This is a genomic window from Devosia riboflavina, assembly GCF_000743575.1.
GTDB lineage: Bacteria > Pseudomonadota > Alphaproteobacteria > Rhizobiales > Devosiaceae > Devosia > Devosia riboflavina.
The window spans coordinates 183,254-197,847 of sequence record NZ_JQGC01000007.1; the positions used below are offsets into that span (position 1 = coordinate 183,254).

At 61.7% G+C, this 14,594-nt stretch carries 8 protein-coding genes, 1 pseudogene and 1 riboswitch; of the genes and pseudogenes, 8 read left to right on the plus strand and 1 reads right to left on the minus strand.

Going from position 1 to position 14,594, the window contains the following annotated elements; all coding sequences use genetic code 11:
- Window positions 1-76 precede the first annotated feature (76 nt).
- The 8 genes and pseudogenes from JP75_RS10055 to metH all read left to right on the plus strand — a co-directional run bounded on the left by JP75_RS10055 (window position 77) and on the right by metH (window position 14,041).
- Window positions 77-1,069, plus strand: coding sequence for an ABC transporter permease (locus JP75_RS10055; RefSeq protein WP_035082372.1), 993 nt, complete (start codon window positions 77-79; stop codon window positions 1,067-1,069).
- 38 nt (window positions 1,070-1,107) lie between these two features.
- Window positions 1,108-2,226, plus strand: a complete 1,119-nt coding sequence (locus JP75_RS10060; protein ID WP_035082516.1) for an ABC transporter permease — start codon at window positions 1,108-1,110, stop codon at window positions 2,224-2,226.
- A 4-nt stretch (window positions 2,227-2,230) separates the two neighbouring features.
- Entirely contained in the window at window positions 2,231-4,297 is a 2,067-nt protein-coding gene (locus JP75_RS10065; RefSeq protein WP_035082373.1) for an ABC transporter ATP-binding protein, read from the plus strand.
- Between the two features lie 86 nt (window positions 4,298-4,383).
- Window positions 4,384-5,523, plus strand: a complete 1,140-nt coding sequence (locus tag JP75_RS10070) for a FecCD family ABC transporter permease (protein WP_201772921.1) — start codon at window positions 4,384-4,386, stop codon at window positions 5,521-5,523.
- Entirely contained in the window at window positions 5,520-6,548 is a 1,029-nt protein-coding gene (locus tag JP75_RS10075; protein ID WP_051960566.1) for an ABC transporter ATP-binding protein, read from the plus strand. Before JP75_RS10070 ends, JP75_RS10075 begins: the two co-directional genes overlap by 4 nt.
- A complete protein-coding gene (locus JP75_RS10080) occupies window positions 6,545-7,729 on the plus strand; it encodes an ABC transporter substrate-binding protein (RefSeq protein ID WP_051960567.1) in 1,185 nt (394 codons plus the stop codon). Before JP75_RS10075 ends, JP75_RS10080 begins: the two co-directional genes overlap by 4 nt.
- 132 nt (window positions 7,730-7,861) lie before the next feature.
- Window positions 7,862-8,054: riboswitch (cobalamin riboswitch) on the plus strand.
- Between the two features lie 195 nt (window positions 8,055-8,249).
- Window positions 8,250-10,145 carry a TonB-dependent receptor plug domain-containing protein gene (locus JP75_RS10085; protein WP_051960568.1) on the plus strand — a complete coding sequence of 632 codons (1,896 nt, stop codon included), beginning with the start codon at window positions 8,250-8,252 and terminating at the stop codon, window positions 10,143-10,145.
- Window positions 10,146-10,310: 165 nt separating this feature from the next.
- A pseudogene (gene metH, locus JP75_RS10095) lies at window positions 10,311-14,041 on the plus strand (methionine synthase).
- A gap of 6 nt (window positions 14,042-14,047) precedes the next feature.
- Here the strand turns inward: metH and JP75_RS10100 are convergent.
- Window positions 14,048-14,584 (minus strand): cob(I)yrinic acid a,c-diamide adenosyltransferase, encoded by a 537-nt coding sequence (locus JP75_RS10100; protein WP_035082376.1) that lies wholly within the window; start codon window positions 14,582-14,584, stop codon window positions 14,048-14,050.
- Between the last annotated feature and the right edge of the window lie 10 nt (window positions 14,585-14,594).

Below are 14,594 nucleotides of genomic sequence, written 5' to 3' on the forward strand. Positions count from 1 at the left end.
CGTCATTCCCGCGACAGCGGGAGCTTCCGTTTCGGTGGAGGGGCTGGGTCCGTGGCGTGAAATACAGGAGACCGGTATGGGCTCATTCATTCTGCGCCGCATCATCTATGTGATCCCGGCGCTCATTGCGGTTTCGCTCATATCGTTTCTTGTCATTGCCGTACCGCCCGGCGATTTCGTCGACCGGCTCGCCGAGGAAGCGGCCAAGAAGGGCGATATCATGCCCCTGGCCGAAATCGAGGCCATGCGCCGGGCCTATGGGCTCGATCAGCCGCTTCTGGTGCAATATTGGAGCTGGATTACCGGCGTCGTGCTGCGCGGGGATTTTGGCTATTCCTTCGGCTGGAACCTGCCGGTCAAGGAAGTCATATGGCCGCGCCTCGGGCTGACCGTGGTGCTGTCGCTCGCGAGCCTCCTCTTCGTCTGGGTCGTCGCCATTCCCATCGGCATTTATTCGGCAGTGCGCCGCTATTCGGCCGGGGACTATTTTTTCACTTTTCTTGGGTTTCTCGGGCTGGCCGTGCCCAATTTCCTTCTGGCGCTGGCGCTGATGTATGTCGCCTTCGCCTGGTTCGGGCAGGATGTGGGCGGACTCTTTTCGCCCGAATATATCGAAGCGCCCTGGAGCTGGGGCAAGTTCACTGATCTCATGGCCCATCTCTGGTTGCCCATGGTGGTGCTGGGCACATCGGGCACGGCCAGCGTCATCCGCGTGATCCGGGCCAATCTGATCGACGAATTGCACAAGCCCTATGTCACGGCGGCCCGCGCCAAGGGCAAGGGCGAGTTTGCCCTCCTCATGAAATATCCGGTGCGCCACGCGATGAACCCCTTCGTTTCCGGGCAGAACGACATTTTCGTCGACATCGTTTCGGGCGGCACCATCGTGGCAATCGTGATGGGCCTGCAGACCACGGGGCCGTTGCTGATCAAGGCGCTGCTGGAGCAGGACATGTATATGGCGGCCAGCTTCATCCTCATGCTGAGCGTGCTGGTGGTGGTGGGGACGCTCCTGAGCGACCTGCTGCTGGCCTGGCTCGATCCGCGCATTCGTTATCAGCAGGGGTGAGGGCTGGCATCATGACCACATTTGACGAAACCAGCGGCATGGTGTCACCGGCGCCGGAAAAGCGCCGGGGGCAGGGTTTTGAGGGGCATTGGGCCCTGGTCTGGCGCAAGTTTCTGCGTCACAGGCTGGGCGTGCTTGGCGGCATGATCGTGCTACTCGCCTATGTCGTTGCCGCCATTCCCGACTTTCTCGCGCCAGTGACGCTCGAAGCCTATAATCCGGCCTATGCCTACGCGCCGCCGCAACAAGTGCATTTGGGCGTTTCAACCGAGGACGGCTGGCAGTTCCGCCCGCATGTCAACGCGTACAAAACCGTCATCGATTACAATTCCGGCCGCCGCATTTTTACGGCCGATCCCGACTCCATCGTCGATATTGGCTTTTTCGTCGTCGGCGAGCCCTACAGGCTGCTTGGTTTCATTCCTGCCGACCGGCACCTTTTCGGGCCGGTCGAGGTGGGGCAGCCTTTTTACATCTTCGGCGCCGATCGGTTGGGGCGCGATATTCTGAGTCGCACTATCTATGGTGCGCGCATTTCCATGACCATTGGTTTGCTGGGCGTTGCCGCGAGCCTGGTGCTTGGCATTCTAGTCGGCGGGGTTTCGGGGCTGTTCGGTGGCGTGGTCGACAATGTCATCCAGCGGCTTATCGAATTCGTGCAGTCGGTGCCGGCCATTCCGCTCTGGATCGGACTCGCGGCGGCTATTCCGCGCGATATTCCGCCTTTGCAGGTCTATTTCTTCATTACCATCATCCTCTCGATACTGGGCTGGACGAGCCTGGCGCGCGTGGTGCGCGGGCGGTTTCTCGCCATGCGCAACGAGGATTTCGTGAAGGCTGCGCGGCTCGATGGCTGCGGACCGGTGCGGATCATTTTCCGGCATATGCTGCCGAGTTTCCTGAGCCACATCATTGCGACGGTATCGCTGGCCATTCCCGGCATGATCCTGGCGGAGACGGCGCTGAGCTATCTCGGCATCGGGCTCAGGACACCGATCGTGAGCTGGGGTGTGCTGCTGCAGGAGGCGCAGAATGTGCGCACCATCGCCTCGGCGCCCTGGCTGCTGCTGCCCGGCGTGGCGGTGGTGATCGCGGTGCTGGCCCTCAATTTCCTCGGCGATGGGCTTCGTGACGCCGCCGACCCCTATGCGGATTAAGACCATGGAAAATCTCGTTGAAATCCGCGGGCTGCGCATCACCTTTGCCGGGGCCGTCGATGTGGTGCAGGGGCTCGATCTCGATATTCCGGCGGGCAAGACGCTCTGTCTCGTGGGCGAAAGCGGCTGCGGCAAGTCGGTGACGGCCAAATCCATCCTGCAGGTGATCGATCATCCTGGCAGGGTATCGGGCGGCTCGATCAATCTCAGGCAAACCGATGGTTCAGTGCTCGATATTGCCAAGACCAAGCCGACGAGCCCCCTCATGCGGCAGGTTCGTGGCGGCGATATCGCCATGATCCATCAGGAGCCGATGAGCTTCCTGTCGCCGCTCTACACCATCGGCAACCAGATCAGCGAAGCGCTGATGCTGCATCGCAAGATCGGTAAGAAGGAAGCGCGGACCGAGGGCATAAAAATGCTCGAAGAGGTCGGCATGCCCGACCCGGCGCGGCGCTATGACAGTTTTACGTTCCAGCTTTCCGGCGGGCAGCGGCAGCGCGCCATGATCGCCATGGCGCTCATCAACAAACCAAGGCTGCTCATCGCCGACGAGCCGACGACGGCGCTCGATGTGACGACGCAGGCCAATATCCTGGATCTTCTCGGCGAGTTGCAGCGCGAGACGGGCATGGGGGTGCTTTTCATCACCCATGATCTCGGGGTCGTTGCCGAAATCGCCGACGAAGTGGCGGTGATGTATCTGGGCAAGATTGTCGAGCGGGCGCCGGTCAGGGAGCTGCTGGAGAACCCCAAGCATCCCTATACCAAGGGGCTGCTCGCCTCGATGCCGCGGCTCGATGGAGACTTCAAGGCACCGCTGAAAGCCATTCCCGGCATGGTCCCGCCGCCAGCCTTGCGGCCGGCCGGTTGCTCGTTCCATCCGCGTTGTGAATGGGCGCGGAAAGACATGTGCGGGCATGTTGCCGTGCTCGAAACCGATCTGGGGCAGAACCATATGGTTGCCTGCCATGCCTATGGACCGCAGGCGCACAAGTTTTCGCGCGCCACCAGGACGGCCGACCTTGCGGCTCCGGTGGCCGCGTCCAAGAAGGCGGCGGGAAAACCGCTGTTGAGTGTTCGCAACTTGCATAAGCACTTTGCCATTCGTGCGGGGTTCTTTCAGCGCCAGGTGGGGGCAGTGCGGGCGGTCAACGACATTTCGCTCGACGTGTTTCCGGGCGAAACGCTGGGGCTCGTCGGCGAGAGCGGTTGTGGCAAGTCGACCCTGGGGCAGACTCTCGTGGGGCTGCATCGGGCCGATAGTGGCGATGTTCAGTTCGCAGACATCGACGTGCGGGCGGCCAAGGGCGCCGAGGCAAAGCAATTGCGGACCGATATCCGCATGGTGTTTCAGGACCCGACCGGGTCGCTCAATCCGCGTATGCGGGTGCGCGACATCATCGGGGAAGTGTTGCAGGTCAATGGCAACCACAGTGCTGCCGAGATCGAGGAGAAGGTGCAAGGCCTGCTCTCGCGCGTCGGCCTCAGCCCCGACTATGCCGAGCGCTACCCGCATGCCTTTTCCGGCGGGCAGCGGCAGCGCATTGCCATAGCGCGGGCGCTGGCGTCCGACCCGAAGCTGGTGATCGCCGATGAGGCGGTGTCGGCGCTCGATGTTTCGGTGCAGACCCAGATCATCAACATGATGAAGGAGCTGCAGGCCGAACTAGGGCTGACCTATGTCTTTGTCAGCCACGACCTCGGCGTCATTGCCAATATCAGCGACCGGGTGGCGGTGATGTATGCCGGGCGGATCGTGGAACTGGGCGAGACCGACCAGATTTTTCGCAATCCGCGGCACCCCTATACCGAGGCCTTGCTGGCGGCCATTCCTGGCCGCGGGGCGCGCAAGACGGGGGCGCGTATCCGGCTGACGGGGCATGTGCCGGATGCTGCAAAGCCGCTCGAGGGCTGTGCCTTTGCCGATCGCTGCCGTTATGTCACCGACGCCTGCCGGGTGAATGTGCCAGCATTGCGCGGAGAGGCGAACCACCTCGATGCGTGCCTGCGCTCGGAGGAACTGAAACTGCGGTCCGTATCCCAGACGGGGGCGCTGGTATCAGCGTGACTTGAGGCGCGCTTCTCACAGAAATTCGCGATAATCGCTTTTCGCGGATCGCAAGATTACGCTTTTGGCCTTACCAACAGACGATCATGTCGATCTGGCCCAGCGGTTTTCTGATGGCATTCAATCACCAAGAGCAGCGCGGGAGCGGCACTTACGACTTGGACATTCCGGCCATGGCGGCGTCGATGCGGACCCGCCAGACCTTGGTGCTCGGCCTTGCCCTTTTCTTGCTTCTTGTGGCTTTTGTCGCCGCGATTTGCCTGGGGTCGACGGCGATACCACTGCAATCGGTAATCGGCGCTTTGAGCGGCCAGCTCGCCAACGGCAATCCGGATTTTGACATTGTATTGTCCATTCGTCTGCCGCGCGCCATCACGGCATGTCTCGCCGGGGCGGCGCTCAGCGTTGCGGGCCTGCAGATGCAGACGTTGATGCGCAATCCGCTGGCGGATCCCTTCGTGCTTGGCATCACTTCGGGCGCGAGCCTGGGCGTGGCGCTGGTTGTCCTTGCCTCGGGCACCACCGTCGGGGCGTTTCTGTCGAGCGGCATGGGTCTTGGCGGCGGTTTTGCCATTGTCGGGGCGGCCACGCTGGGTGGTCTCCTGGTGCTAGTGCCGGTGCTGGCGATTTCCGTGCGACTGCAAAATCCATCCACCGTGCTGATCTTCGGATTGATGACGGGCTATGCCGTCTCGGCCTTTGTCACCTTGCTCGTGGCAGGGGCGCGGCCGGACCAGCTCGAGCGCTGGATCGCCTGGGGTTTTGGCTCATTCAGTGCGGTGACCTGGACCGAGTTGCAGGTGCTGGCGCCTGTAGCGATGTTGGGCCTCGTGGTCGCCTGTGCCAGCATCAAGCCGCTTAATGCGCTGCTGCTGGGCGAAAATTATGCGGGCTCCATGGGGCTTAATACCCGGGCGATGCGCCTTGTGACCATGGCGGTGGCGTCGATGCTCGCCGGTGCTGTGACGGCCTTTTGCGGACCCATTGGTTTTCTCGGCGTGGCCGTGCCGCATATGGCGCGGGCCATGCTCAAATCGTCGGACCATCGCGTCCTTGTGCCGGCGACGATCCTCTTGGGTGCGCTCATGGCGCTTCTGGCACAGCTTGTTTCGCTTCTCCCGACCAATCTTGGTGTGCTGCCCCTCAATGCTGTCACGGCGCTGATTGGCGCCCCGGTGGTTGTGTTTGTCATCCTGCGGTCGCGCAATGGGGTTTTTGCGGGATGACTCCTTCTCTCAAAACCCATGATCTTGCCGTTGGCTATCGCAGCCGCGGCAAATCCCGGACCGTCCTGCGCGATATCAACGTGCAGGTTTCTCCGGGCGAACTCGTTTGCCTCCTCGGCGTCAATGGTATCGGCAAATCCACCCTGATGCGGACACTGGCCCGGATGGAGCCGGCGCTGGGCGGGTCGGTTGCGATCAATGGTGCCGACATCACCCGCATGTCGCAATATGACCTTGCCCGCAATGTCGCCGTTGTGCTCACCGAGCGCGTTGCGGTCGGTTCCATGCCGGCTTTCAGGCTGGTCGAGCTGGGGCGTTACCCGCATGTTGGCTGGTCGGGGCTTCTTTCCGAAGAGGATCGCGCAATCGTCCGCGACGCGGTCATTGCCGTCGGCGCGGAGCATCTGGCGCGTCGCGAGATCAACGAACTTTCAGATGGCGAACGCCAGCGCATCATGATCGCAAGGGCGCTGGCCCAGCGGCCCGCCGTGCTGTTGCTCGATGAGCCTGCGGCGTTCCTTGACGTATCGGCGCGCGTGGAAATTGTCGCTACCTTGCGGCGGCTGGCGCGGGAGCGGAATGTTGCAGTTGTTCTCTCGATCCATGATCTCGATCTGTCCTTGCGCATGGCCGATACGATCTGGCTGATCGATGGGGCAGGGCGGATGCATATCGGTGCGCCCGAAGATTTGCTTGCCGATGGCAGTATCAGTTCCGCTTTTTCGGGGCCCAATATTGCCTTTTCCGCTGGCGACCGTACGTTCAAAATTCGTGAGCATCCATACGGCAAGGCTTTTGTCGGCGGGACAGGCGAAGGCCTCGGCATGGCTCGGACCGTGCTGGAGCGCGAAGGCTTCGAGATCACCCACGCTCCCGAAGGCGCGCAGCTGATGGTCACGATGAACGCTTCTGGTTGGGAGGCTCGGGGCAGACTGGGCACCAATCACGGTGCAAGCTTTGGCGAACTCGCCCGCTTCGTTCGCCAAGAAGCCGGCGCCACACTCCAGACGGAACCTCAGCCGTGATCAGTCGTCGTCTCGCCTTCGTCGCCGTTGCCCTGCTGACACTGACCTTGCCGGCCTCTGCGGCATTTGAGGCCAATGGCTGTGTCACCGGCTTCGAACCAGGCATCGACTATTTTGCTGCGAAATCCAGCGTCGATTATGCGGAGAATTTTTCGGTCGCCTATTTTGACCACTACAAGGTGGTGACGGTCGAGCGGCCCACGCCCGGCGGGGCTAAGGAAAGCTACGTTCTCGTGCAATGCGGCACGCCCGAGCCGGAATTGGGCCCGGAGCTTGCCAAGGCGCCGCGCATCACCGTGCCGGTTCGTTCGCTCTTTTCCGGCAGCACGTCGCAAAGCCCGGCGCTGGTAGCCGTTGGCGGGGTGGACGCCGTGACCGGCGTAGCGCGGCGCGATTTTATCGCTACGCCTGAACTGATCGAGCACATGCAACGGGCCGAGGTCGTCGAATACGAAACCTCGGGCGTGGTCAATGTCGAGGCTGTTGTCGCCGCGGCGCCGGATGTGTTCATGGCTGGCGGTGGCGGCGAACCGGAGGTTCAGCGCCTGGCTGTGGCCGGCGTGCCGGTGGTCAATTTTGCCGAATGGCAAGAGACCTCGCCGCTGGGGCGGGCCGAATGGGTCAAGTTTATGGGCTTGTTCTTCAATGCCGAGGACAAGGCGAACGCGACCTTTGCCGATGTGGTGGAGCGCTACGATACGGCTTTGGCGCTGGTGGCCGATGTGCCTGAAAGCGATCGGCCGCTGGTGCTGAGCGGGCAGGCTTTCAACGGCGTGTTCTTTGCTGCTGGTGGGCAGTCCTTCATGGCCCGGCTGATTCATGATGCCGGCGGCCGCTATGTTTTTGCGGCTGACACCAGCACCGGTAGCTTCCAGATTCGCGATCTCGAACGACTGATCGCGGCGGCACGCGATGCAAAGGTCTGGATTCAGGCGTCCATTCACTATCAGACGCTCGCCGATATCGCGGCGGAAGATCCTCGCCTTGCAGCGCTGCCCGCGGCGCAATCGGGTCAGGTCTGGATACCTGATGCCCTCGAGGGACCCAATGGTGGCGTGCAGTTCTATGAACTAGGCAGCATGCGGCCGGACATGGTGCTGATGGACCTGATATCCATCCTCCATCCGGACAAGGCGCCGGGATATAGGCGCATCTTCAACCGCTCGATCGCGCTCGACTGACATTTAAGTTTGTCGTGCTCTCGAACCACAAAAGTGGTGTCCACTTTTGCTGATCGCACTCCACGCACAAGGCCGCTGTTGAAACAGATATAAGGAAATCCTTATGTCGTTGACTCTTAATGGTGTCTTCACCATTGTCCTCTCGTCCATGGTCCCCGCGAGGGGATAATAGGGAAGCCGGTGGGGGAGAGATCCCCAGTCCGACGCTGCCCCCGCAACTGTAAGCGGAGACGAAGCCTCTTTGTCCACTGGCCGGTTCGGCTGGGAAGGCGAGGTTTCGGTTCGATCCGCAAGCCAGGAGACCTGCCATGGAAACGGAATCCATTTCAGGCTGATCGGGCGGATCGGCGAGAGGACCCAAATCGATGACGACAAATCGCATCCGCTTTCTTTCGGGCCGCTGACCGCGGCGCCAGCGACTCCACTCTTTCCAGTTTCTGCTCAGCCTCGCCCGCCATTGGCACATAGGTGCACTCGCTGGAGCCCACTGAGCAGCCCTCGCCGAAGAAGGCCCGTTACTATGCGTCTCAAGCCCCATGTTTCGTCCCTCGCTCTCCTTGCCGCCATGCTGGCGACGGCCCTGCCGGCCGCTGCGCAACAAACGACGCTCGACGTTCTCCGCATCACCGCCGCGGGCCTGACGCCGTTCGAGGAGCAGGAGATCGGGCGGTCTTATACGGTGATCGACAGCGAGACGCTTGAGGTGACGAAGGCTGCCTATGTGGCGGATGTGCTGCGGACCGTGCCGGGCTTTGCCGTATCCCAGATGGGCTCAAAGGGCGGCATGACGCAGGTTCGCGTGCGCGGCGCCGAGGGCAACCACGTCCTCGTTTTGATCGATGGCGTTCCCGTCAGTGAGCACTCCACGGGCGAGTTCGATTTCGGGCGCCTGGCTGTTGCCAATATCGAGCGCATCGAAATCTTGCGCGGCCCCCAGAGCGCCTTCTGGGGCGCCAATGCAATGGCAGGCGTCATAAATATCGTCACCAAATCGGGTGGCTCCGATGGTCTCCATGGCAGCCTCGGCGCCGAGTTCGGAACCGACGGCACCAAGATGACTACGGGCTCGCTGGAATACGGCCAGGACAATTTCCAGGCCTCGGGTTCGCTCACGTTGCGCGATACCGATGGCTTCAACATTGCGGCGGTGGGCGACGAGCTCGATGGCGCCACGCATATCGACGCCAATGCGCGCTTCAAGGCCGATATCACGCCCTACCTGACGCTCGACGGTACGGTGCGCTATGGGCGCCTCATTGCCGATACCGACGAGCAGGACGACTTCACCGGCATCGTGAAAGACGCGCTCTATCAATCCAAGGTCAACGAACTCTATGGCGCGACCGGACTGGGCTGGGTCAGTGAAGACGGCTTGTGGTTCCAGAATGCCCGCGTTAGCGCGAGTACGCTCGAGCGCCAGTCGACTGACCAATATGGCGAAGCCGTCAATACTGGCGACCGCTACAAGGCCACCTACCAGATCGGCCGTCACTTCGACACGCCCGGCTTCCTCGATGCCACCCACACCGTCACGCTCGGCTATGACCTGGTCCACGAGACGTTCCAGAAGCTCGTTCCGACTAAGCTCGACGTGCAGCGCCGGACCACGCATTCGCTGGTCGGTGAGTATCGCGGCACCTATCTCGATCAGATCTTCCTGACCGCGGCTCTGCGCCACGATTTCAACGACGCCTTCTCCGACGTCACCACGTATAGCGTCAGCGGCGCGTGGGAGATTCCCGATATCGGCACGCGCCTCCATGCTTCAGTAGGGACGGGCTCGACCAATCCGACCTTTATCGAGCAGTTCGGCTTCACCCCGGCACTGTTTATCCCAAACCCGAACCTGCTCCCTGAAACCAGCTTTGGTTGGGACGTGGGTGTGCAGCAGTCCCTGCTCGACGGCATGGTCGTGCTCGATGCCACCTATTTCAATCAGACGCTCGAAAACGTCATCGCGACCGAAGGTTGGCCGCTCAGCACGGTGATCAACAGGACCGGTACCAGCACTCGCCAGGGTGTGGAACTGTCGGCCAGCGTCAACGTCTTCGAAGGCCTCACTGCCGGCGTGACCTATACCTATGTCGATGCCCGGCAACCCAACGGCACGCAGGAAATCCGCCGCCCGCGGCATTCCGGCTCGGTCAACCTCGCATACACTTTCGCCGATATCCCGCTCACTCTGCACAGCGAAGTCGTTCTTACCGGTGAAAATCCAGATACTGATTTCGGCACGTTCTCGCGCGTGATGATCCCGGCCTATGCCGTGGTCAATGGCGGCTTCAACTATCAAGTCAGCGATCAGGTGGAGGTCTATGGCCGCGTGCATAACCTCTTCGATACCAAGTACCAAGAGGTCTACGGCTTCAACACGCAGGGCCGTACCTTCTACGCGGGCGCCCGCGCCAAGTTCTGACCGGCGCCCCGGCTTGCGCCGGGGTGAAGACGGAACATAGCCGGCTCGAGACCCAGGTCTGCGCCGGCGGTATCTTCACGACCACCTCTCGCCGCACCATATCTCGCTTGGCTTTCTTTTCGGGGCGTGCCCCGCTAAAAGGCCCTCAACACTTGCGAGGTAGTCATGTCGGCAGTTGCTTCCCCCAGCCGCAAAGCTCTGGAGCGCCTGGCGCGCGAACGCATCCTTATTCTGGATGGCGCCATGGGTACGCAGATTCAGGGGCTTGGCCTGTCCGAGGACGACTTTGTCGGCCATGGCTCGGGCCATGCCTGCCGGCACCATTCCGATCATCCGCAGAAGGGCAATAACGACCTTCTGATTCTGACCCAGCCCGAGGCGATTGAAGAGATCCACTTCAAATATGCCATGGCCGGCGCTGATATCGTCGAGACCAATACCTTTTCGGCGACCACCATTGCCCAGGCCGATTACGGCATGGAATCGGCGGTGCACGATCTCAATGTCGAAGGCGCGCGCGTCGTGCGCCGGGCGCTCGATCGCGCCACGGCTATCGATGGCAAGCCGCGCTTCGTCGCTGGAGCCGTCGGCCCGACCAACCGCACGGCCTCGATCAGCCCCGATGTGAACAATCCCGGTTTTCGCGCTGTCACTTTCGAGGACCTTCGGAAGGCCTATTCGCAGCAGGTGAATGGCCTGATCGAAGGTGGCGCCGATGTCATTCTGATCGAAACGATCTTCGATACGCTCAATGCCAAGGCGGCGATCTTTGCCTGTGTTGAAGCGTTCGAAGCGCGGGGCGTGGCGCTGCCGATGATGATTTCGGGCACGATTACCGATGCCTCGGGTCGTACCTTGACCGGCCAGACGCCAACGGCCTTTTGGCATTCGGTAAAGCATTCGCGTCCCTTCACCATCGGGCTCAACTGCGCTCTGGGCGCCGAGGCCATGCGCCCGCACATGGCCGAAATCTCCAGCGTCGCCGACACTTTTACCTGCGCCTATCCCAATGCCGGTCTGCCCAATGCCTTCGGTCAATATGACGAAGGTCCGGAGGATACGGCCAAGCAGGTGGGTGAGTTCGCCAGGGAAGGCATCGTCAACGTAGTCGGCGGCTGCTGCGGCACGACGCCGGATCATATCCGTGCCATCGCTGCGGCCGTTGCTGGCGTTACTCCGAGGCTCGTGCCGTGAAGCCCTATCTCCGTCTCTCCGGTCTCGAGCCCTTCGTCCTCACGCCCGATATTCCCTTCGTCAATATCGGCGAACGCACCAATGTCACGGGTAGCGCGCGTTTTCGCAAGCTGATCACGGCGCGCGACTACACCGCGGCGCTCGCGGTGGCGCGTGATCAGGTGGAGAATGGTGCGCAGGTCATCGACATCAACATGGACGAGGGCCTGATCGACTCCAAGGCCGCGATGGTTGAGTTCCTCAACCTCATCGCCTCGGAGCCGGAAATTGCCCGCGTGCCGGTGATGATCGACAGTTCCAAATGGGAAGTGATCGAGGCGGGCCTGCAATGTGTGCAGGGCAAGCCGATCGTCAATTCGATCTCGCTCAAGGAAGGCGAAGAGCAGTTCCGCCACCATGCGGCGCTCTGCATGGCCTATGGCGCTGCCGTCGTGGTCATGGCCTTCGACGAGACCGGCCAGGCCGATACCTATCAGCGCAAGATCGATATCTGCGCGCGGGCGTACAAAATCCTCGTCGATGAGATGGGCTTTCCGCCGGAAGACATCATCTTCGACCCCAATGTGTTCGCCATCGCGACGGGCATCGAAGAACACGACAATTACGGCGTCGACTTCATCGAGGCGACCGCCTGGATCCGCAAGAACCTGCCGCATGCGCATATTTCGGGCGGCGTTTCTAATCTGTCCTTCAGCTTCCGCGGCAATGAGCCGGTGCGCGAAGCCATGCATGCGGTGTTCCTCTACCACGCCATCAAGGTTGGCATGGATATGGGCATCGTCAATGCGGGCCAGCTCGCCGTCTATGACCAGATCGATCCGGAACTGCGCGAAGCCTGCGAGGACGTGGTCCTCAACCGCAAGCCCAAGGCTGGCGGCACGGCGACCGAGCGCATGCTGGAGATCGCCGAGCGCTTCAAGGGCGGGGCCCGCGAAGAGAAGGTCCGCGACCTCACCTGGCGCGAATGGCCTATCGAAAAGCGCATCGAACATGCGCTGGTCAACGGCATAACCGAATTCATCGAGGCCGATACCGAGGAAGCGCGCCTTGCCGCCGAGCGTCCGCTGCATGTCATCGAAGGCCCGCTGATGGCCGGCATGAATGTCGTCGGTGATCTCTTCGGCGCGGGTAAAATGTTCCTGCCGCAGGTGGTGAAATCGGCCCGCGTGATGAAGCAGGCCGTGGCGGTACTTTTGCCCTATATGGAAGAGGAAAAGGCCGCCAATGGTGGCTCCGATCGCCAGTCAGCGGGCAAAATCCTGATGGCGACGGTCAAGGGCGACGTGCACGATATCGGCAAGAACATCGTCGGCGTCGTGCTCGCCTGCAACAATTACGAGATCATCGACCTTGGCGTCATGGTGCCGCCGCAGAAGATTCTGGAAGTGGCGCGGGCCGAGAAGGTCGACATCATTGGGCTTTCGGGCCTGATTACGCCCTCGCTTGACGAGATGGTGCATCTTGCCAGCGAAATGGAGCGCGAAGGTTTTGATCTGCCGCTGCTGATCGGCGGGGCGACGACTTCGCGCGTGCATACGGCTGTGAAAATTGCGCCGCGCTACACCAAGGGGCAGGCGATCTACGTCACCGATGCCAGCCGGGCGGTGGGTGTCGTCGGCCAGTTGCTGTCGGCCGAGATGAAGCCCGATTATGTCGCCGGCATCCGCGCTGAATATGTCGATGTCGCCGAAAAGCACGAGCGCGCCGAACTCGCCAAGCAGCGCCTGCCACTGGCCGCGGCCCGGGAAAATGCCTTCAAGGTCGACTGGTCGGACTACAAGGTGAATGCCCCGCAATTCCTCGGTACGCGCGTTATCGAGGATTGGGATCTCTCTGAGATCGCTCGGTATATCGACTGGACGCCGTTCTTCCAGACCTGGGAATTGAAGGGCGTCTATCCGCGCATTCTGGAAGACGAAAAGCAGGGCGAAGTGGCCCGGCAGCTTTTTTCCGATGCGCAGGACATGCTCAAGAAGGTCATCGCCGAAAATTGGTTCAAGCCGCGGGCCGTGGTCGGCTTCTGGCCGGCGAATGCTGTGGGCGACGACATCAAGCTTTTCACCGCCGAAGACCGTCGGGATGAGCTGGCAACGCTCTATACGCTGCGCCAGCAGACCTCCAAACGTGAGAACCGTCCCAATGTGGCGCTGGCCGATTTCGTGGCGCCGGAAGGTACGAAGGACTATGTCGGCGGCTTCGTCGTCACGGCTGGTCCCGAAGAGAACGAGATCGCCGAGCGCTTCAAGCGCGCCAATGACGACTTTGGCTCGATCATGGTCAAGGCGCTGGCCGACCGCTATGCGGAAGCCATGGCCGAAATGCTGCACGAGCGCGTGCGCAAGGAGCTTTGGGGCTATGGCGCAGACGAGACGTTCGCGCCCAATGAACTGATCGGCGAACCTTATCGCGGCATTCGCCCGGCGCCGGGCTACCCGGCCCAGCCGGACCATACCGAGAAGGTGACGCTGTTCCGTCTGCTCGACGCAGAAGCTTCGACCGGCGTGACGCTGACGGAAAGCATGGCCATGTGGCCGGGGTCATCGGTCTCTGGCATCTATATCGGCCACCCCGACGCCTACTATTTCGGCGTCGCCAAGGTCGAACGCGATCAGGCGATCGACTATGCCCAGCGCAAGGGCATGGATCTGGCCGAGGTGGAGCGCTGGCTGGCGCCGATCCTCAACTATACGCCCGCCGGCTGAGCGTTTTCAGGAAAAACGCTGGGGATTCCACGAGCGCTCCTGACCCTCGGCAGCAAGCCGGGCGCCAACGAAAAGCAGGTCCGACAGGCGGTTGAGATAGACCCGCCCATTGGCCGTGCGCTCTTCGTCGAGCGAAAGCAGCCGTCGCTCGGCGCGGCGACATACGGTCCGCGCCATGTGCATCGCGGCAACGGCGGACGAACCGCCGGGCAGGATGAATTCCTTCAATGGGGGCAGGTTGGCGTTCCAGGCGCTGACTGTCTGCTCGATCGCCTCAATGTGCGCCTCCGCCAGCACGGTATGACCGGGCAGGGAGAGGGCGCCGCCGAGATCGAAGAGATCGTGCTGGATCGACACCAGTTCTTCGCGGAGATGGGGCAGGGTTTGCTGGCTTTCGGCAAAGCCGACAACGCTGTTGAGCTCATCCACCGTGCCGATGGCTTCGATCAGCGCGTCGTCTTTCCGCAGCCGCGAACCGTCGGAGAGGCCAGTCGTGCCGTCGTCGCCGGTACGCGTGACGATCTTCGAAAGCCGGTGTCCCATTCAGTCCTCC

Excerpts from the sequence above, each read along its gene's own strand:
- JP75_RS10055 (WP_035082372.1), top strand. The coding sequence starts at position 77 with ATGGGCTCATTCATTCTGCGCCGCATCATCTATGTGATCCCGGCGCTC.
- JP75_RS10060 (WP_035082516.1), top strand. The coding sequence starts at position 1,108 with ATGGTGTCACCGGCGCCGGAAAAGCGCCGGGGGCAGGGTTTTGAGGGG.
- JP75_RS10065 (WP_035082373.1), top strand. The coding sequence starts at position 2,231 with ATGGAAAATCTCGTTGAAATCCGCGGGCTGCGCATCACCTTTGCCGGG.
- JP75_RS10070 (WP_201772921.1), top strand. The coding sequence starts at position 4,384 with ATGTCGATCTGGCCCAGCGGTTTTCTGATGGCATTCAATCACCAAGAG.
- JP75_RS10075 (WP_051960566.1), top strand. The coding sequence starts at position 5,520 with ATGACTCCTTCTCTCAAAACCCATGATCTTGCCGTTGGCTATCGCAGC.
- JP75_RS10085 (WP_051960568.1), top strand. The coding sequence starts at position 8,250 with ATGCGTCTCAAGCCCCATGTTTCGTCCCTCGCTCTCCTTGCCGCCATG.
- JP75_RS10100 (WP_035082376.1), bottom strand. The coding sequence starts at position 14,584 with ATGGGACACCGGCTTTCGAAGATCGTCACGCGTACCGGCGACGACGGC.